We start from the raw sequence: 17,204 nt of genomic DNA on the forward strand, positions 1-17,204 counted from the left end.
GGGTTCCGGCAGGGCGATGCGGCCGTTGAGGTAGGGCAGGACCAGGCCCTGCGGCGGAGGCTATTCGCTCGGCGGTTGTCAGGTTTACGGCGTATACATGTCATGTATACGCCGTAAACCACTAGGGTCTCCGGCATGTCCAGTCGCTGGTTACTGCTCGCCGCCCTCAGCTTGTGCGCCCTGCTCGTGTCGGTCTACGCGACGATGGTCATCACGATCATGCCGATGGTCGGCGCTGATCTCGCGGTGTCCCGCTCGGCGCTGCAGGTGGGGGTGTACGTCCCGCTGCTGGCGTTCGCGGGCGCGTTCGTTCCGGCGCCCCGTCGGCAGCGGGTCCTGCTGGTCGTGTCGGTGGCTCTCGGGCTGGCGGCCTTCGGGCTCGCGACCGCCCTGTGCGGCCTGGCTCCCATGCCCGGCCTGCTGGTCGGCGGCCGGGCGTTGCAGGGGCTGGCGGGGGCGGTCGTGTTGTGGGCGGGGACCGGTCTCATCAGGGCCTCCTTCCCCGGGCCGGAACTGTGGAGGGCGATCTCCGTTCCCGTCGTGGCGATCCTGGTGGGGCTCGTGGCGGGGCCGCTCGTGGGCGGGATCGCGGCCGAGTACCTGTCGTGGCGGTGGGGTTTCCTGGCGGGCCTGCCGCTGGTCGCGGTGGCCCTGGTGGTCGTGGTGGTGATCGCGGCCGTACAGGGGCGGGAAGAGATGACGACCGGCGCGGGGAAGGCCCCGAGATGACTCTCGGGGCCTTCGCTGTCAGTGCGTGAATCCGTAGCGGGCCTGCGCGTTCCCGTTGTCGTACGGCGCGGGTAGCAGCCACCCCTGGTCGGGTCCGCCGTGGCAGTCCCACAACACCAGGGAGGTGCCGTTGGCGGTGCTGCCGTTGTTGGCCAGACCCACGCACTTGCCGGATGGGAAGTTACGAATCTGGTAGCTGCGGGCGTCGCCGGCAGGGGTGAAGGCCCATATCTGGTCGTTGTGGCCGTGGCAGTCCCACAACACCAGCTTGGTGCCGTTGGCAGTGCTGCCATTGTTGGCCAGTCCCACACACTTGCCGCTGTTGGCGAGGCTGCGGATGGAATGGTCAGACCTGCCGAACCAGTACTGGTCGATGCCGCCGTGGCAGTCCCACAGCACCAGCCTGGTGCCGTTGGCGGTGCTGCCGTTGTCGGCCAGGCCGATGCACTTGGCGCTGAACGAGGCGCTGGTGCGGATGTTGGTCGACGGGTCGGCCTGGGCGGCGCCCGGCAGCCCGAACGTCAGCGCGAGCGCGAAGGGAATGGCCAGGAATGAGCGGCGCACGATTTCCTCCTGATGGGGTGAACGTTTCGTCCGGATGGCGTTCCGCTCCGTTCCTCCAGCTGTAACAACTACCCCGGTAGGGTTTCGAGGTGTCGCTTGAGGCTGGAGAGTACGAGTTATCCGTACGCGGCGATCTCGGGGCCGCGCGGGCGTGTTTCGAGGCCGCCTACCAGGAGGCACACGAGCCTGAGTCGACGGCGGCGGCCGCGCTGGGGCTGAGCGGGTTGTGGGTGCACGAGCACCGCACGGTCTCCGAGGCGGCGACCGTGCGGGGACGTCAGGTGCGCGCCCTGTCGCTGATCGACGCCGGCTCGCCGCTCGCCCTGCGGTTACGCGCGAGGCTGGCCGCGGAAGAGGACTACCGCGCGGGAAGCCACACCGCGATCCTCGCCCTCCTGCCCCAGGTGCGGCGGTACGGCGACGCGGTGGCGCTCGCCGAGGCGCTGCGGATGGCCTACCACTGCGCGATGGGCCCGCCGCACGGCGAACTGCGCGCCGCGCTGGTCACGGAACTGATCGCCCAGGCACCTCGTACCGGTCGCCGGTGCGACCCGCTGATGGCGTCGCTGCTGCGTACCGTCGACCTGTTCATGGCAGGGGACCCGGGGGCGAAACGGGCGCTCGGAGAGCTGCGCTCCCACCTGACCGCCGCGGACCACCTGGCGGCCGGGTTCGTCGCCGCGGGGCTGGAGGTGATGCTCGCCATCAGGAGCGGGCGGCTGAGGCACGCCGAGCAGCTCGCGTCCGCGTGCGCCCGGCTGGGCGCGGCGGCCGGTGACCACTCCGTCCAGGCGCGGCACCTGGGCCAGCTCGCCACCATCCGTTGGTACCAGGGCCGGATCGGCGAGCTGGTGCCGCTCCTGTCCGAGCTGGTGAATTCCAGGCTGCTCGGCGCGACGGACAACTCCTTCTTCGCCATCCTGGCCGCAGCGGCCGCCACCGTGGGCCAGCGGCGGCTGGCCAAGACCATGCTGGCGCGGCTGTGCGGCCGCGATCTCGCCGCGATTCCGCGGACGAGCAGCTGGCTCGTGACGATGTACTGCGTGGCCGAGGCGGCGTTCCTGCTGCGGGACGCGACGATCTCGGCCCAGGCCTACCCCCTCCTCGCCCCGTACGCGCACCTGCCGGTGCTCGCCAGCTTCGGCGTCACCTGCCTGGGCTCCGTCCAGCACGCTCTCGGCGTGCTGGCGCTGACCGGCGGGGACAGCGAGGCGGCTGTCGAACACCTGCGCGCTGCCGTACAGGACAACCTTGCTCTGGGGCACGCGCCTGCAGCGGCGCTGTCACGCGCGCGCCTGGCCCAGGCGCGCACGCTCGCCTCCGGCGGTGCGGTGACGCTGCCGTCGGAGGAGCCCGCGCTGGTCCTGCGGCGCCAGGGCGGGGGGTGGCGGCTGGCGATGAACGACCGGGCGATGTTCGTCGCGCACAGCGTCGGGATGGACCATCTGGCCCGGTTGCTGGCCTCCCCTGGCCGTCCGATCGCGGCCGGTGACCTGGCCGCCGCCGCTCGTCCCGAGTCGCGACCGGGGGACGGCGAGCGGGTCAGGATCGCGGTGGGACGGGCCATCCGGCGCGCGCTGGACCGCGTCACGGAGACCGATCCCGCGATCGGCGCGACGCTGCGCGCCCGGATCACGACGGGCGCCACCTGCTGCTACCGAGGGACGGGCCCCTCCTCCTGGCCGTTCGGATAGCCGCACATGGGGCAATGAGGTGTCCTGCGGGCGGCCTCTGGTCAGGCCTGCTGTTCGTCGAGGCGTCGCTCGGCCTCGGCCCAGGTGATCGGGAGATCCGTGGCGGAGACGTTCCAGAACACGAACGCGGAGTCGCTCATCGTGGGGCGCATCGCCTTCATGATGGCGCGGTGCGGCTCGGTGTTGACGAACGCCATGAGGTGCTCACGGCTCTCCCAGGCGGACAACGTCTGGAATGTTCGCTTGAACGGCCGGGCGACGAGTGAGGCGCCGAAGGCTCCCGGGGCCTTACGGACCTGACGCCACGCCGCGAGGGAGTTGAGGAAGAACCGCGGCACGTCCTTGAAGCTGCGGACCTCGAAGCGCGACGCCATGATCAGCGCGGTCTCGTGTCCTTCGGGGGAGTGGGGGGTGGTCCAGGGCAGGGTGGGCATGGAAGTACTCCTGGGTTATCGGGCGAGGACGGGGAAGTTGCTGCGGAAGACGCCCTTGGGATCACGCTCGCGCTTGATGCGCCGCAGGCGGTCGATGGTGTCGGGGGAGAACGCCTGCGCGGCGCTCTCGCCTGGCGCCAGGAAGGCGAAGGGTTTGCGCCCGGTGACCTTGTCGCCGAGCGCGGCGATCAGCGCGTGCTGCCGGTCGCGGATGGCTCCGGAGAGGTGGACGGCGTACTGCTCGGACACCGCGCCGTGCGGGGTGTCCGAGTGCCGTGCCAGCGCCCCGCCCAGGTGGCGGATCCGGACCCGGAACGGGGCCGACAGCAGCGTTTTGACCGCGACGTCGTCCAGGTCGGTGAGGAGTTCCGCGCGGGCGATGGGTTCCGCGGTGATCGGCGTCATCGTGCGGCTGTCGGAGATCAGATCGCCGATCCGGTCCAGCGGGTGCAGCAGGTCCCGCGCCGTGGCCTCTTCGCCCAGGTAGGTGGCGTCCACGGCGACTCGTCGGAGCGGGAGCAGGTCCACCGAGACGGTCAGCTCGTCCGGGGCGTCGGCGGTGATGGCGCGGAAGGCGTCGACGACCTCGGCCGCTCGCTCTGCTGGCCACGTCATGCGGCCGCCGAACAGGAGCGGCTCGGGGTGCAGGGCGTACTCGGCGGCGGTGACGATGGCGAAGTCGCCGCCACCGCCGCGCAGCGCCCAGAACAGGTCGGGGTCGGAGTCTGCGCTCACCCGGGCGGGTCGGCCGGTGGCGTCCACGACGTCGAAGGCGCGCACGTGGTCGGCGGCCCAGCCGTACTCGCGTGCGAAGCAGCCCAGCCCGCCGCCCAGCAGGTAGCCGGTGACCGACACCGCAGGAGAGCTGCCCGGAGTCCCGGTCAGGCCGTGCCGGGAGGCGGCGGCTTGGACCTCCCCGGCGCGGACGCCCGCGCCGACGCGGGCGATCCGCGTGCGGGGGTCCACGGCGATCTCGTTGAGGCGGCCGGTACGCAGCAGGATCGAGCCCCCGGTCCTGCCGCCGGGCTGGGTGGTCACCGGGATTCCGGCGGAGGCGGCGAAGCGCAGCAGGGCGCGGATGTCGTCGACGCCGGCGGCCTCGACGACCGCCACGACTCGCTGGTCGACGGTGTCGTCGAAGCCCGCCTCGCCGGGGAGGTGAACCCGTCCGCGGATGGTGTTCCTCGTTCTGCTTGTCGGAGCCTGCATGACGGTGTCAGAGATGAGGGCGTTCACGTATTGCTCCAGGGTTCCTGCTAGAAAACGTAACGTTACGTTCAGAGCGGTATTAAGTCAGGCCCGCGATCCCGCTGTCAAGAACGAAACGTCACGTTCTGTGGTAGCTTCGACGCGTGACTGGAAAGGCCGGCGCAAGCCCGCGCTCACGAGCGGCGATCCTCCAGGCCGCCCTCGACCTGTGCGCCGAGCGCTCCTACGCCGCGGTGACCATGGAGGCGATCGCCACCCGCGCCCGGGTCGGCAAGCCGACGCTGTACCGCTGGTGGCCCTCGAAAGGGACGCTGATCCTGGAGGCGGTGACCGAGCAGATGGGCGAGCCGTACTTCATGATCCCCGACACCGGCGATCTCGCGGCCGACATCCGCACCTGGATGCACACCGTCACCACGATCTTCACCGACGAGCAACTGCGCGGCATCGTCGCCGGCGTGATCGGCTCGGCCCAGCACGACCCCGACCTCGCCGCCATCCTCCACGCCCAGGTCCACGTCTCCCTGTCGGAGCGCAACCGCGAGCGGATCCGTGCCGGGCAGGAGCGGGGGCAACTGGTCGGCCTCGACCCCTACCTGATCGAGGACATGCTCATCGCGCCGCTGTGGTACCGGCTGCTGATCACCGGCCGGCCGATCGACGCCGCGTACGCCGACATGGTGGTGGACGCAGTCCTCAACGCCACGGGCCGTAGATGAAGGGCTTAGGGCTGGTCGTTCTCGGCGTCGTGCTGGGTGTGGTGCTGTCTGTCGGGGCGCGGTGGCCGCGGTCCGAGGTGGTCTATCGCAGCGATCAGCCGGCCACCGTGGCGTACGCCGACGGTTCCCGGCACGTGCTCGCTCTGGTTCGCGAGCGTGCCCTGTTCGGGGAGTCGCACAAGATCTTCGCCGGTCGGGATCCCGGCATTTCCTACGGTCACTGGGTGGACATCGAAACGTCCGCCACCTCCGTGAAGTCGACCGAGTGGACGAGCGCCGGGGTGCGGGTGCTCTTCGACACCGGGCACGAGCTCTTCATCCCCGCCAGGTACTTCGTCGGCGGCCGGTGACACGTGCGCAGGGGTTGAAGACCGCGCCGCCGTGCCACTTTCCTGTGAGGAAAGTACATGCTACTTTCTTCACAGGAAAGTAGTCGTCGACCAAGGACGGATCATGAACGCCGACCATGCGCAGGACACCCTTGAAGAGATGCGCCGCATGCAGGACAGAACCCGGGAGGAGATCGCCCGCCACGCCTTCGCCCGCTCCTACGTGCTCGCAGCCGCCCTGGGCCTCTTCGTGGGATTCGCGTCGGGTGACCTCGATCGCCCGTGGAACACCATTGCCCTTGTCCTCGGGTTCGGCCTCTTCGCGGGAGCGGGGGTCGTGCACGAGCACTGGGCGCTGGTCCGCAGGAAGCCGAAGGGCCTCGAGCTGCTGCCTTACGCCGGTCTGCTGGTGGTTGTCTGCGTGCTCTTCGGGGCCTTCCGCATCGCCGCCTGGGCCCTGTTCGACGTGCCGGCGCACGGGCTGGTGTCGCAGAGCGTCCTGGCCGCCGCCGCGACGGCGCTGACCTACCTCGCCCTGACGCCGCTGACCCGCCGCGTCTTCAGGGACGTCCTGCGCTGATGGACGCGAACTTCGACGAGTTCCTGCACGTTCCCGCACGATTGTCGATCGTCGCGCTGCTGGCCCCGGCCGACTGGGTGGACTTCGCCTTCCTGCGGGACACGATCGGCACCAGCGACTCCGCGCTGTCCAAGCAGGTCTCGGCGCTGGCCGAGGCCGGGTACGTCGCGGTGCGCAAGGACCAGGACAAGCGGGCGCGCCGCACCTACGTGCAGCTCACCACGGCGGGCCGGCAGGCTTTCGTACGGCACGCGGCGGCGCTGCAGCGGATCGTCGCAGCCGCGCAGTCCTCGCCTCCCTGACCACGCGCCGAAGCTGGTCCTGGACCTTTCCGGGCTGACCTTCACGGACTCCACGGGCCTGTCCAGCGTGCCGGGCCGCCCGCCCCTGCTCGGACCCTGAGCCGCAGGGGACGGGGAGGCCATTACGGGCCAGGTATTATCCATGCTCCTGCTGTGCTCAATGAGCAGATAGATCACAGTTCAACAAACGTTCTTTACCTTCTCTTTACCCGCCCTCTAGCGTCCGCCTTACCAGATCTTGTTGGACCCAGCCCGGAGACCCCGGGCAACGGAGGGTGTAAATGTCAAGGAAACGCCTCTTAGCCGTCGTCCCCGCGACCGCGCTCGTGGTGGCCGGTCTGGGGATCACCGGGGCGGCGTCGCCGGCACAGTCGGCTGCGCAATACCAGCCGAGCGCCGACGACTACTACATCAACTACTCCGCGCCCATCGAAGGGCCGGGCACCGACGAGCCCGCGCTGCCGGGCAACGAGGCGCGCTCGCTGTCGCCGGGGCAGAAGCTCCAGCGCAAGTTCACCAGCGGCAACCCGGTCGCCGCCCGCGTCCTGGCCCAGCGCGAGGACGAGGCCATCAGGACAGGCCGCAACCCCGCCGACTTCATCTTCAAGAACTCCCCCACCACGACCACGGCCAAGCTGCTGACCGTCCTGGTGGAGTTCAACGAGAACGCCAACGACGACTTCTCCGGGTTCAACCGCCTGCGCACCGTCCGGAGCGCTCCAACCGACTGCGTCGTGGAGCCCGCGGGCACCGTCAAGAACGGCCCCCTGCACAGCCAGATCCCCAACCCGGCGACGCTGGCGCACAAGGACAACAACTCCTTCTGGGTGCCCGACTTCAGCACCGAGCACTACAACAAGATGCTCTACAGCACGAACGGCATCACCACCCGCGTGCGGCCCGACCTGACCGACCCGCGCGACGGCAAGCCCGGCATCGACATCTCCAAGCACACGATGAAGAACATGTACGAGGAGATGTCCAAGGGCGCCTACTCCGTCTCCGGCTCGGCCGTGGGCTGGATCAAGCTCCCGCACTCCGAGGCGTGGTACGGCGCAGCCGCGTGCGGCCAGCCGTACCAGGACATGACCGGGCACCCCGACAACCCGCTCGGCAACCGGCAGCTCCCGATCGACGCCGTCAAGGCGCTCGCGGCCGCGCAGCCGAGCTTCCCGTGGGCCGACTACGACAAGGAGGACGTCGGCGACGCCGACGGCGACGGCAATACGGCCGAGCCCGACGGGGTCATCGACCACCTCGTCCTCGTCCACTCCGGCAAGGACAAGTCCAGCGACGGCGGCGCGCAGGGCACCTACGCCCTGTGGGCGCACTCCAGCGCGGTGGCCGGCGGCTTCCAGATCCCCGGCACCCAGCTGAAGATCTCGAACTACATCGTGCAGCCCGAGGACGCCGGCGTCGGCGTGTTCGCCCACGAGTACGGCCACGACCTGGGCCTCCCCGACCTGTACGACAGCACCAACGCGGGCAACGCGGCCGTCGACTTCTGGGACCTCATGTCGGCCGGATCGCACAGCGGCCCGATCTTCCAGTCGATGCCGGTCCACATGGGCCTGTGGGACAAGTGGGTGCTCGGCTGGGCGAACCCGAAGGTCTTCAACCCCGGTGACAAGCCCAAGGTGGTGACCATCGGGCAGGCCTCGCGCACGCCCAAGTTCACCGAGGACGGCGTGCGCGTCAACGTGGCCAGCGCCCCGATCAAGATGCTCGACCCGCACAGCGGCACGCACGCCTGGTGGTCCGGCATGGACCAGGAATGGGCCAACGTCCGCCTGACCCGCGACCTGACCGTGCCCGCCGGAACCGACCTGCGGTTCTGGATGTGGAACAACTACGACATCGAAGAGGACTGGGACTACGGCTTCGTCGAGGTCTCGACCGACGGCGGCACCACGTGGACCCAGCAGAAGGTCTACGACGAGGCCGGCACCGAGGTCAGCACCCCTGACAGCTACCCGGACCCGAACGGCAACCTGCACGCCTTCGGCAACAAGAAGTACGGTCTGACCGGCACGAGCCCCGGCTGGCGCCACGACTACGTCAGCCTGAACGCCTTCGCCGGACAGTCCGTCAAGCTGCGTCTCGTCTACAACACCGACGCCGCCTACATGCCGCGCGGCTGGCACGCCGACGACTTCGCGCTCACCAACGGCGGCACGACCGTCTGGAGCGACGACGTCGAGGGCGGCGCCAACGGCTGGACCGCCGTCGGCGGCTCCTTCACCAACACCGGCGGCCTCGGCTGGACCATCAACGACGGCAACCGCGAGATCTCCCGGTTCTACCTGGCGGAGTGGCGCAACTTCGACGGGTTCGACAAGGGCCTGCAGTACACCTACGACACCGACTACAACCGCGAGGGCGCCTGGAAGGTCCAGCGCATCAAGTACAACGCGCCCGGCCTGCTGGTCTGGTACCGCGACTCGACCTACGCCAACAACGCCGCCAGGTCCTACCTGGGGTTGCCGCCGAGCCTCGGCTCCAAGGGCAGCCTGCTGGTCGTCGACTCGCACTACGACCCGCTGCGCCGTACCGGTGAGGCGGCCACGAAGGACCCGTCGAGGGCGAAGAACCTCGACAGCCGCGTGCAGACCTCCAACGCCGCGTTCTCCTTCAACAAGACGTATCCGTTCAAGGAGTGCCTGGAGGCGCCGAACGAGCCGTTCAGCGCTTACTGCACCGACTTCGCCGGTCTGCGCGGCGTCTCCAGCTTCACCGACGCCAAGACCTGGTACCCGGGCCTGGAGTTGGTCAACGGGAGTCTGTACTACAGGGATTCCGAGGCGTCCGTGGTCGTCCCGTCCAAGGACGACCAGCGTTACAGCACCCGCGTCGTCCACGCCGACGGCACGCCGGCGACCGAGGCCTACGGGCAGGTCATCGCCAACGGGCACGTCCTGGGTACCGGCAACCCCGGTGACGAGGGCAAGGCGCTGGGGATCAAGTTCGACCTGATCACCCCGCTTCCCGGCAACCTGGGCGCGCTCGTCTACGTGACACCGCCCAAGAAGTAGCTCCAAACGTGTGGGCCGCCGCGACGGTGTCGCGGCGGCCCTGTCCGTTCCAGGGAGAGACTGGCGAGAGTTATGTGAAGATAAAGATACATTAAGGGCGCTTTGACCGTTTTGAGGTAGATAGGAACGTTGTTGCGCTCGCTGATCGTCGCGGCCATGGTCACCCTGGGGGTTGTGTTCCCCGGCACGGTGGCACTCGCCGAGCCCATACCCGCATCATCCCCCGAGGTCACCGTCCCGGAGGGGGCCGCATCGGATGAGCCAGCCGACCAGCCGAGCGAGGAGCCTTCCTCCGGCGAACCCACCGTGGAGCCCACGGTCTCGCCGTCTGCCGACCCCACGCCAGAGCCTTCGCCCACGCCGACGACCGCGGTCGAACTGTCGCTCTCATCCGGCTCGCCCAAGAGCGGGGAGCGCTTCGAGATCGCCGTCTCGCCGTCCGACGCCTCTCTGCTGGGTCCGCTCGTCCAGTACGCCTATGGCAGCAAAAGCGTCAGCATGACCAGGGTGGCCGGTCAGCTGCGCTGGAGGAGTACGGCACCCGCCGTCCAGGCCCCGACCACGGCCAAGGCGACGCTCACCGCCCGCGACGCGGCAGGCAAGCGGGTCACCGTCGCCACGCTGGACTTCTTCATCACCCCCAATCCCGACGCCCCTCCGGTGATCAATTGGATCAACCCCAAGGACCTGGACGGCGGCCAGCTGGGGAACGCCCAGGTCAGCGTCTCCACCTACAGCGGGCTCGGCCTCAAGGAAGTGACCTTGAGCCTGGACGGAACCGCCCATCCGCTGCAGCACAGCGTCCTGGCCATGTATGAGGGCTCGTTCCCCGTGCACAAGGTGGCGGAGAAGACCTCCGCGACGCTCACCGTCACCGCGACCGACAACAACGGGACGGTCGTCCGGCGAGATGCGCCGGTCACGATCTGGCCCGCGAATCCGCCCGTTCTGACGAGCGTCACTGCGCTCTCGCCCACCGCAGAACCTGGCGGCAAGGTGACGCTTCAGGCAACCGCCACCACTGATGCGCACTACAACTTGCTGGAAGTTCCTGTCCATCAGGGTGACAGGCTGCTCACCACGCTGTCCTACGGCCCGCAGGGCACCTACTCGGGCGAGCTGACGCTCCCGGCGGACGCGCCCCTGGGGCAACTGGCCCTGACCGCCCGTGCACGCGACCACTACGGGCAGTTGTCCGCCGAGGTCCCCTTCCAGGTGGCGGTGGTCCCGAGCACGGCACCGCAGATCATCTCCGCCCAGGTGAACCCGGCCAGGGCCGCGGTCGGGCAGAAGGTCACCTACCAGGCCGTGGTCTCCAGCCCCAAGGGCCTGGAGAGCGCCGCGGTGCAGATCACCAATGTCGGTGTGGCGGAGATCGAGCGCGTGGACGGCGACGCGAAGCGGGGCCGCTACGAGGGCTCCTGGACGACCTTCGGGCCGGGGGAGCACACGGTCACGATGTCGTTCACCGACGTGAACCAGCGGACGGTCACCAGGACGCTGCCGGTCACGGTCGTCGCGGCGTCCCAGGCGAAGATCGGCTCCGCCACGGCGACCGCGGTGACCGTCGTCCCCGGATCGGCGAAGTCGACGATCACGGTCAAGACGGCGGGCTCCGTCGGCAAGGTCCGCGTCACCTGCGGCGCCTCCGCCTTCACCCTGGCTCGGGTGGCGAGCGGGACCTACAGAACCACCGCGAGTCTCCCCGTGACCACCCCGTCAGGCGCACTGGCCTGCGCGGCGACCGCCTACGACACCAGTGGGGTGCCCGGTCAGGCCAAGGCGTTCACCGTCACCGTGAAGCGTGCCAGCCGGTTGAGCACCTTCAATGCCGCCCCTGAGCCGGTACGCCGGGGAGCCGGGCTCAGCGTGACCGGCACCCTGCAGGCGGTGACCGCGAGCGGGACCACGTACGGGGCGCTCGGCGGGGCTCGGGTCGACGTCCTCTTCCGCAGGACGGGTTCCTCGTCATACGTACGGCTGGCCAGCGTGACGACCGCCGGTTCGGGCACGTTCGGCGGCCGGTTCGTGGCCAAACGGGACGGCTACTGGAAGGTGGTGTACGGCGGGACCGGCGCGTACACCTCCGCCACCAGCCGCGTGGACTACGTCGACGTACGCTGATCTCGCCGATGGTCACGCCGGGGACATGAGCTCGTACAGGTTGCGTACCTCGTCGACGAAGAACAGGCCGCGCGGGCACAGCGGGTGGTCGATCCGGCCGTTGTCGGGGTGAGCGGGATGGTTGCCGAAAGGCACGCCGTTCTCCCGCAGCCGGGCCAGGATCTGGTCGAAGGTGTCCGGGTCCACGTCGAAGCCCAGGTGCAGGGCGGCGGGCTGTTCCACCGTCATGAAGTCGAGGGTCAGCTGCGCGTTCACCCGCACCGGCGCGAAGTTCCCGGTACGGCCGGCGGGCGGGAGCTCCTCGAGGCCCATGATTGTGGCGAAGAAGTGGGCCGCCTGCCGGTTGTCCAGGGCTGGGACGATGGTGTGGTTCAGGGTGATGGTCATGCGGTGCTCCCGGGGGCGCGCAGAGCTCCATGTAGCAGGATGTCGATCAGGTCCGGTAGCGCCACGTCCGCTTCGCCCGTCATGGGGTGGCGGCCCATGGACAGGGTTCCCAGGAAGATCGAGGCGAGCTTTCCCGGCTCCAGTCGCAGGGTCGCACGGTCGGGCTCGATCAGTTCGGTCACCGCCTCGTGTGTGGCCTTCATCGAGGATTCCCGGCTGCCCGGCGAGGGCCGGTCTCCGCGTGACCGGTCGCGGCGGAGGCCGGAGGCGTGCAGGGCGCCGATCACCGTGCCCATGCGCTCCAGGTGGGCGCGCAGGGCCTCGGCCGCCTGGACGAGCCGGTCCGCCAGCGGTTCGCCGAGGGGGATCGAGGCCAGCTCGCGCAGCACGTGGTCGGGGTTCATCGCCTCGATCACGCAGGCGCCCAGCAGCTCGTCCTTGTCGGTGAAGACCCGGAAGATGGTGGCCTCGCCGATGCCCGCCGCGCGGGCGACCTGACTGGTGGTGATGGCGGCGCCGTGCTCGGCGACCAGCGGGAGTGCCGCGGCGACGATCATCGCCCGGCGTTGGTCGGGGCTCATGCCCGGCGCTCTCCGGCGCTCTGGTGTCTCTGTCATGCGGCCAACGGTACGGAGTGAGTACTCACTCCGTCAAGAGCGGAGTGAGTACTCACTTCAATCCGCTGGATCACCCATAGGTGACGGTGGTGAAGAAGCAGCCCCGCCTTTCGCCGTACCTTTCAAGAAGCCCCATGACCATCTCGTAGCAGGCGGCGGAGGACGGATACTGCCCCTGTGCCGTGGTCGGGTCGTCGATGAGCTCGGCGAGGGCGTTGAAGCCCTTGTCTGCCTTCCCGGTGGCCCACGCCTTCGTCCCGACGCCGCCGTTCTCGGTGGTGAAGACGCCCACCAGTCGCGGTGTCAGCGGACCCTCTCCGTGACGCTGCCGAAGAGCAGGACCAGAACCGTGGTGTGGAGCGCTACCAGCGGATCCCTCCACGTCCTACCCGTGCGAGCCGATCCACTCCTCCAGGCGCGTACGGCACTCCAGCACGTGTTTCTTGACGATAGGGAGAGACCAGCTGGGGATGATCAGCGGTGTCAGGTACATCGAGCGGAACCCCGCCGTCCTGCCCTCCCAGCGCAGCTCCGGCCACGCGGCATCGGTGATCTTGACGATCCGCGAGATCGGCACGGAACGTGACCGCAGGTACCCCCGGATCACGATGCGGTCGGGCAGGCAGACGATCGCCAGCCGCCAGGCTCGTACGGCCAGGAAGAGACTCGCCGCCCAGATCATGATCATCCCGACCCCCGCGACCATGTCGGGGATCTCCACGCCTTCGAGCACGCCCGCGATCACCCCGGCGTAGAGAATCGTCGGCCCCACCAGCGTGGCCAGCGTGTTCAACACCCGGGCGAAGGATCATGTCCGGCAGCATAGGGGGCGCACTTGCAAGTGCGTACTTCCCGCTGGAGAGTCACTCTCCGATAGTTAGTCCATGGTCAATCCCGCGCCCCGCGCCCAGCTCGCCCTCGGCGACACGACGGTCACGTTCCTCCCCGACGGCCACGGCTGGCTCAACCCCGCCGTCCTGTTCCCCGCCAGCTCACCCGACGGCTGGTCCACCCACGCCCCCTACCTCGACGCCCAGGGCCGTTTCCCCGTCAGCGTCGGATCCTTCCTCATCCGTACGGCAGGCCGTACCCTCCTCGTCGACCTCGGTCTCGGCGCCGTCGACTTCGCCATCCCCGACGTGGCCACGTTCAAGGGCGGCGCCCTCCTCGACTCCCTCGCCGCCGAGGACCTCACCCCCGCCGACGTCGACACCGTCTTCTACACCCACCTCCACCACGACCACGTCGGCTGGACCACCAACGTCGCACCGGCACCGAACGCCCGCCCGGGGCAGATCGTCGAAGGACTGACCTTCGCCCAAGCCCGCCACCTGGTGACCGAGGCGGAATGGCGTCACTGGGCGGGCACGGAGGACCTCGTCGGCCCCGACCCCGCCGCCGTGCGCGCCCCGCTCGCCGACGTGATCGGGTTCGCCGCCGACGGCGAGGAGATCGCCCCCGGCGTCCACGTCCTGGCCACGCCAGGGCACACCCCCGGGCACAGCAGCCTGGTCGTCACCGACCCCAGCGGCGCCGACGACCGGAGGCTGGTGATCCTCGGCGACGTGATGCACTGCCAGGTCCAGGTGACCGAGACCCACTGGAGCTTCGCCTTCGACGCCGACCCGGCCCAGGCGACCGGCACCCGCGAGCGAGTGCTCAAGGAGCTGGAGGACGGCAGGACCATGCTGGCCGGAGGCCACTTCGCGGGGAACGTCTTCGGCCGCGTGCTGCCCCCGGCCGCCCGGCGCGCGTGGGCCAGCCTGCTTCCCGTCGGCTAGCGTTCTGGGCATGGCTCCTCCCCGCACCCGCCGTCCCCGCCCAGGCACCCCAGGGCAGGTGCTGGCCTGGTTGCCCGACGGAAGGCCCGCCGACGTCTACAGCGCACCCTGCCCGTCGCGCGCGGCGCTCGACCGCATCGCCGACAAGTGGACGGCGCTCATCGTGGGCTCGCTGTCGACGGGGACCAAACGCTTCAGCGAGCTGCGCGCGGCCATCGAGGGGATCAGCGAGAAGATGCTCACCCAGACCCTGCGCAGCCTGGAACGTGACGGCCTGGTCAGCCGTACCGTGCATTCGAGCGTGCCGCCCAAGGTCGAGTACCAGCTCACCGAGCTGGGACTGACCCTGGACGAGCCGCTGGCGGCCGTCAGGGACTGGGCCGAGCGCCACATCAACGAAGTGAACCAGGCCCGGCTGAACCACGACCTGCGGGCTTCGTCGTCGGAGTGAGCACGAGCAGCCGCAGCTCGTTGGGTTGCAGCTCCAGAGTCTGGCTCGTGTAGGAGCCGTCCGTGCGCGGTCCGATGACGAACTGTTCGACGGGAGCGAGCGCGCCGCTGCCGATCTTGTAGCGGGTCACGAGGACGTTGGACGTCCTGAACTCGCTGGGGAAGTTCGTCAGGACGATCTTGGACTGGTAGGTGGTCTGGTGCGTCCACTGGTAGTTCCACGTCATCACCGCCACCCTGCCGGGTTCCGCGCCGGCCAGGCCGTACACGCCGAGGCCCTGCGCGCTGAGCGCGTCGGAGGCCGCCGCGTATCTGGTCTTCGGCAGCATCGACTGCATCAGCATCGTGTTGTAGTACGGCAGGGCGGCCCCGGTCGCGGTGTCCTCGAACAGGTCCTTCCTGTCGTTCTCCGGGTGGTCGACCGTCCAGTGGAACGGGGTGACCTGGGGCTGGCCCAGGTAGTAGTAGTGCATCGAGGCCAGGGCGGCGGCCTGGATGCGGAGGTCGGCCGGCAGCCCCAGGGAGGTCTGCCGGTCCCTGGGGAAGATGCCGGTCTCGCTGACCAGGGCGGGCAGGGGGCTGAGGCCGCGCTGGGCGAGCATCGCGTTCAGCTGGGTCCGCTCGGTGGCGATGGCGGCCGGGTTCTCCTTCGTGTCCGTCCATTTCGCGGGGTCGCCCGAGGTGTCGATCAGGTACTGGTGGTAGGAGATGAAGTCGAGCCGTTTGTGCGGGTCCTGGTCGGCGGCGTACAGATCGAGGAACTGGCCGATGCGCCGCGTCGAGAAGATGTCGGTCGTCGGCCCGCCGATCTTGATCTTCGGGCCAGGCAGTCCCATCGCGTTGACCGCGTTCACCACCCGGTAGGTGAACCTGTACATCGGGTAGTAGTCGGCGATGCTCGGCACCTCGTTCTCCGACTCCAGCCATTCGATGGAGGGGAAGCGCCGCTTGTAGTCGGCCATCGTGTCGCGCTGGGCGGTGAACAGCTCCGCCTCGGTGAACGAGCCGCCCGTGACGAGAGGGGAGTAGCTGGACTGCCAGTTGACCAGCAGGCTCTTCGAGCGCGTGGCGTAGGCCGCCAGGTAGTCGTAAGACTTTTCCGGCGCGTCGCCGAACTTCAGCCACACCCGGACCTGGTCGAGATCGAGCCGGTCGAGGGCGGCGTTCGCGGCCGTGCCGTACCTCCAGCTCTTCGGGATGCTGCTCAACTGGCGCCCGGGGGAGAAGGGGAAAGCCCCCATGCTGCGCGAAAGATCCACTCGCACGGCGTTGCTCGCGGCCTCGGCGGGCACGGCGACGGCGGCGAGCGTTATGACGAGAGCGAGCGAGATTCCTGACAACCTGGACATGGATCAAGGATCCCGGCAGGGTCAATACCCTGCCGGGATTAGATCAGCGGGTGAAGCTGCCGGCGTGCTCGCGGGCCCAGCTCTCGAAAGTCCGTGCGGGCCGGCCGGTCAGCTCCTCGACGGTGCCGGTGAGCGTGGCCGGTACGCCGTCGCACGACTGCCACCAGTCGAGCAGCGCGTCGGCGAAGTCGCCGCGGACGTGGCCGGCCATCTGCGCCTTCCACTCCTCGCGGGTGACCGGCTTGACGGCGATCTCCCGCCCGATCGCCCGGCCCAGGATGCCGATCTGCTCGGTGAAGGTCAGCGACTGCGGCCCGGTGAGCGTGTACGGCCTCCCGGCCAGTGCCGGGTCGGTGAGGACGGCGGCGGCGCACGCGGCCAGGTCGGCCTCGTGGATCGGGTCGCAGTGGGCGCCGGGGAAGGGCAGGCTGATCGGTTCGCCCGACTTGATCGCCCACGACCAGGCCAGCGCGTTGCCGCAGAAGGTGCCGGGGCGCAGCAGCGTGGCCTGGATCGGCGAGCCGATCAGCGCCCGCTCCACGTCCAGGTGAGACTTGGCCAGCGGGCTCTCGTCTGCCTTCTCGAAGAACACCGCGGCCGAGGACAGGAGCACGATGTGCCGCACGCCTGCGTTGACGGCCTCGGTGACGAACGCGCCGACGTGGGACGGCTCGGCGTACAGGAAGACCGAGGCGACGCCGTCCAGGGCGGCGGGGAAGGTGGTGGGGTCGGTGAGGTCGCAACGGACGGCGTCGGCGCCCTCCGGCGCGCTGGAGCCGACGCGGACCTGCAGACCCTGCTCGCGCAGGAGGGGAACGAGGCTCCGGGCGACGGAGCCCCGGCCACCGGTGACAAGGATGGTCATGGCAAGGATGTCCTGACGTTGGTACGATAGAAGCGTGCG

At 69.4% G+C, this 17,204-nt stretch carries 19 protein-coding genes; 10 read left to right on the forward strand and 9 right to left on the reverse strand.

Going from position 1 to position 17,204, the window contains the following annotated elements:
* Positions 1 to 135 precede the first annotated feature (135 nt).
* Complete coding sequence (locus ACIBG8_RS03910) at positions 136 to 729, forward strand: MFS transporter (RefSeq protein WP_397340969.1); 594 nt, start codon at positions 136 to 138, stop codon at positions 727 to 729.
* An 18-nt stretch (positions 730 to 747) separates the two neighbouring features.
* Here the strand turns inward: ACIBG8_RS03910 and ACIBG8_RS03915 are convergent, their stop codons facing one another.
* Positions 748 to 1,293 carry an RICIN domain-containing protein gene (locus ACIBG8_RS03915; protein ID WP_397340970.1) on the reverse strand — a complete coding sequence of 182 codons (546 nt, stop codon included), beginning with the start codon at positions 1,291 to 1,293 and terminating at the stop codon, positions 748 to 750.
* An 89-nt stretch (positions 1,294 to 1,382) separates the two neighbouring features.
* Here ACIBG8_RS03915 and ACIBG8_RS03920 point away from each other — a divergent pair, with 89 nt between their 5' ends.
* The gene (locus ACIBG8_RS03920) at positions 1,383 to 2,987 is read left to right on the forward strand and encodes a hypothetical protein (protein WP_397340971.1); all 1,605 of its coding nucleotides are present in this window, start codon (positions 1,383 to 1,385) and stop codon (positions 2,985 to 2,987) included.
* Positions 2,988 to 3,028: 41 nt separating this feature from the next.
* Here the strand turns inward: ACIBG8_RS03920 and ACIBG8_RS03925 are convergent, their stop codons facing one another.
* Together ACIBG8_RS03925 and ACIBG8_RS03930 are read right to left on the reverse strand one after the other, a co-directional pair.
* Positions 3,029 to 3,421, reverse strand: a complete 393-nt coding sequence (locus ACIBG8_RS03925; protein WP_397340973.1) for a DUF3291 domain-containing protein — start codon at positions 3,419 to 3,421, stop codon at positions 3,029 to 3,031.
* A 15-nt stretch (positions 3,422 to 3,436) separates the two neighbouring features.
* Positions 3,437 to 4,657, reverse strand: coding sequence for an FAD-binding oxidoreductase (locus ACIBG8_RS03930; protein WP_397340974.1), 1,221 nt, complete (start codon positions 4,655 to 4,657; stop codon positions 3,437 to 3,439).
* Positions 4,658 to 4,773: 116 nt separating this feature from the next.
* Between ACIBG8_RS03930 and ACIBG8_RS03935 the strand changes: the two genes are divergently transcribed.
* From ACIBG8_RS03935 to ACIBG8_RS03960, 6 genes are all read left to right on the forward strand, one after another.
* Positions 4,774 to 5,349, forward strand: coding sequence for a TetR/AcrR family transcriptional regulator (locus tag ACIBG8_RS03935; RefSeq protein ID WP_397340975.1), 576 nt, complete (start codon positions 4,774 to 4,776; stop codon positions 5,347 to 5,349).
* Complete coding sequence (locus ACIBG8_RS03940; RefSeq protein WP_397340976.1) at positions 5,346 to 5,699, forward strand: hypothetical protein; 354 nt, start codon at positions 5,346 to 5,348, stop codon at positions 5,697 to 5,699. Before ACIBG8_RS03935 ends, ACIBG8_RS03940 begins: the two co-directional genes overlap by 4 nt.
* Positions 5,700 to 5,802: 103 nt before the next feature.
* Positions 5,803 to 6,258, forward strand: a complete 456-nt coding sequence (locus ACIBG8_RS03945) for a hypothetical protein (protein ID WP_397340977.1) — start codon at positions 5,803 to 5,805, stop codon at positions 6,256 to 6,258.
* Positions 6,258 to 6,560 carry a winged helix-turn-helix domain-containing protein gene (locus ACIBG8_RS03950; RefSeq protein WP_397340979.1) on the forward strand — a complete coding sequence of 101 codons (303 nt, stop codon included), beginning with the start codon at positions 6,258 to 6,260 and terminating at the stop codon, positions 6,558 to 6,560. Before ACIBG8_RS03945 ends, ACIBG8_RS03950 begins: the two co-directional genes overlap by 1 nt.
* Before the next feature lie 281 nt (positions 6,561 to 6,841).
* Positions 6,842 to 9,592: an immune inhibitor A domain-containing protein gene (locus ACIBG8_RS03955; protein ID WP_397340980.1), complete on the forward strand. Its 2,751-nt coding sequence runs from the start codon at positions 6,842 to 6,844 to the stop codon at positions 9,590 to 9,592.
* A 129-nt stretch (positions 9,593 to 9,721) separates the two neighbouring features.
* Entirely contained in the window at positions 9,722 to 11,716 is a 1,995-nt protein-coding gene (locus ACIBG8_RS03960; RefSeq protein ID WP_397340981.1) for a hypothetical protein, read from the forward strand.
* Between the two features lie 12 nt (positions 11,717 to 11,728).
* On the opposite strand, the gene ACIBG8_RS03965 is transcribed toward ACIBG8_RS03960, so the two are convergent.
* The 4 genes from ACIBG8_RS03965 to ACIBG8_RS03980 all read right to left on the reverse strand — a co-directional run bounded on the left by ACIBG8_RS03965 (position 11,729) and on the right by ACIBG8_RS03980 (position 13,516).
* Positions 11,729 to 12,103: a VOC family protein gene (locus tag ACIBG8_RS03965; protein WP_397340982.1), complete on the reverse strand. Its 375-nt coding sequence runs from the start codon at positions 12,101 to 12,103 to the stop codon at positions 11,729 to 11,731.
* Positions 12,100 to 12,720, reverse strand: a complete 621-nt coding sequence (locus ACIBG8_RS03970; RefSeq protein WP_397340983.1) for a TetR/AcrR family transcriptional regulator — start codon at positions 12,718 to 12,720, stop codon at positions 12,100 to 12,102. The genes ACIBG8_RS03965 and ACIBG8_RS03970 overlap by 4 nt, the downstream gene beginning before the upstream one ends.
* Before the next feature lie 70 nt (positions 12,721 to 12,790).
* Positions 12,791 to 13,012 (reverse strand): hypothetical protein, encoded by a 222-nt coding sequence (locus ACIBG8_RS03975; RefSeq protein WP_397340984.1) that lies wholly within the window; start codon positions 13,010 to 13,012, stop codon positions 12,791 to 12,793.
* A 93-nt stretch (positions 13,013 to 13,105) separates the two neighbouring features.
* Entirely contained in the window at positions 13,106 to 13,516 is a 411-nt protein-coding gene (locus ACIBG8_RS03980; RefSeq protein ID WP_397340985.1) for a hypothetical protein, read from the reverse strand.
* A gap of 88 nt (positions 13,517 to 13,604) precedes the next feature.
* Here ACIBG8_RS03980 and ACIBG8_RS03985 point away from each other — a divergent pair, with 88 nt between their 5' ends.
* Entirely contained in the window at positions 13,605 to 14,501 is an 897-nt protein-coding gene (locus tag ACIBG8_RS03985) for an MBL fold metallo-hydrolase (RefSeq protein ID WP_397340986.1), read from the forward strand.
* A 10-nt stretch (positions 14,502 to 14,511) separates the two neighbouring features.
* Complete coding sequence (locus ACIBG8_RS03990) at positions 14,512 to 14,952, forward strand: winged helix-turn-helix transcriptional regulator (RefSeq protein ID WP_397340988.1); 441 nt, start codon at positions 14,512 to 14,514, stop codon at positions 14,950 to 14,952.
* On the opposite strand, the gene ACIBG8_RS03995 is transcribed toward ACIBG8_RS03990, so the two are convergent.
* A complete protein-coding gene (locus ACIBG8_RS03995; protein ID WP_397340989.1) occupies positions 14,894 to 16,300 on the reverse strand; it encodes a hypothetical protein in 1,407 nt (468 codons plus the stop codon). The genes ACIBG8_RS03990 and ACIBG8_RS03995 overlap by 59 nt on opposite strands.
* Positions 16,301 to 16,343: 43 nt before the next feature.
* Entirely contained in the window at positions 16,344 to 17,165 is an 822-nt protein-coding gene (locus ACIBG8_RS04000; protein WP_397340991.1) for an SDR family oxidoreductase, read from the reverse strand.
* Positions 17,166 to 17,204: the final 39 nt, after the last annotated feature.

The sequence above is a fragment of the Nonomuraea sp. NPDC050556 genome, assembly GCF_044457355.1.
GTDB lineage: Bacteria > Actinomycetota > Actinomycetes > Streptosporangiales > Streptosporangiaceae > Nonomuraea.

Excerpts from the sequence above, each read along its gene's own strand:
- ACIBG8_RS03990 (WP_397340988.1), top strand. The coding sequence starts at position 14,512 with ATGGCTCCTCCCCGCACCCGCCGTCCCCGCCCAGGCACCCCAGGGCAG.
- ACIBG8_RS03945 (WP_397340977.1), top strand. The coding sequence starts at position 5,803 with ATGAACGCCGACCATGCGCAGGACACCCTTGAAGAGATGCGCCGCATG.
- ACIBG8_RS03925 (WP_397340973.1), bottom strand. The coding sequence starts at position 3,421 with ATGCCCACCCTGCCCTGGACCACCCCCCACTCCCCCGAAGGACACGAG.
- ACIBG8_RS03970 (WP_397340983.1), bottom strand. The coding sequence starts at position 12,720 with ATGACAGAGACACCAGAGCGCCGGAGAGCGCCGGGCATGAGCCCCGAC.
- ACIBG8_RS03985 (WP_397340986.1), top strand. The coding sequence starts at position 13,605 with ATGGTCAATCCCGCGCCCCGCGCCCAGCTCGCCCTCGGCGACACGACG.
- ACIBG8_RS03950 (WP_397340979.1), top strand. The coding sequence starts at position 6,258 with ATGGACGCGAACTTCGACGAGTTCCTGCACGTTCCCGCACGATTGTCG.
- ACIBG8_RS03995 (WP_397340989.1), bottom strand. The coding sequence starts at position 16,300 with ATGTCCAGGTTGTCAGGAATCTCGCTCGCTCTCGTCATAACGCTCGCC.
- ACIBG8_RS03955 (WP_397340980.1), top strand. The coding sequence starts at position 6,842 with ATGTCAAGGAAACGCCTCTTAGCCGTCGTCCCCGCGACCGCGCTCGTG.
- ACIBG8_RS03910 (WP_397340969.1), top strand. The coding sequence starts at position 136 with ATGTCCAGTCGCTGGTTACTGCTCGCCGCCCTCAGCTTGTGCGCCCTG.
- ACIBG8_RS04000 (WP_397340991.1), bottom strand. The coding sequence starts at position 17,165 with ATGACCATCCTTGTCACCGGTGGCCGGGGCTCCGTCGCCCGGAGCCTC.
- ACIBG8_RS03965 (WP_397340982.1), bottom strand. The coding sequence starts at position 12,103 with ATGACCATCACCCTGAACCACACCATCGTCCCAGCCCTGGACAACCGG.
- ACIBG8_RS03940 (WP_397340976.1), top strand. The coding sequence starts at position 5,346 with ATGAAGGGCTTAGGGCTGGTCGTTCTCGGCGTCGTGCTGGGTGTGGTG.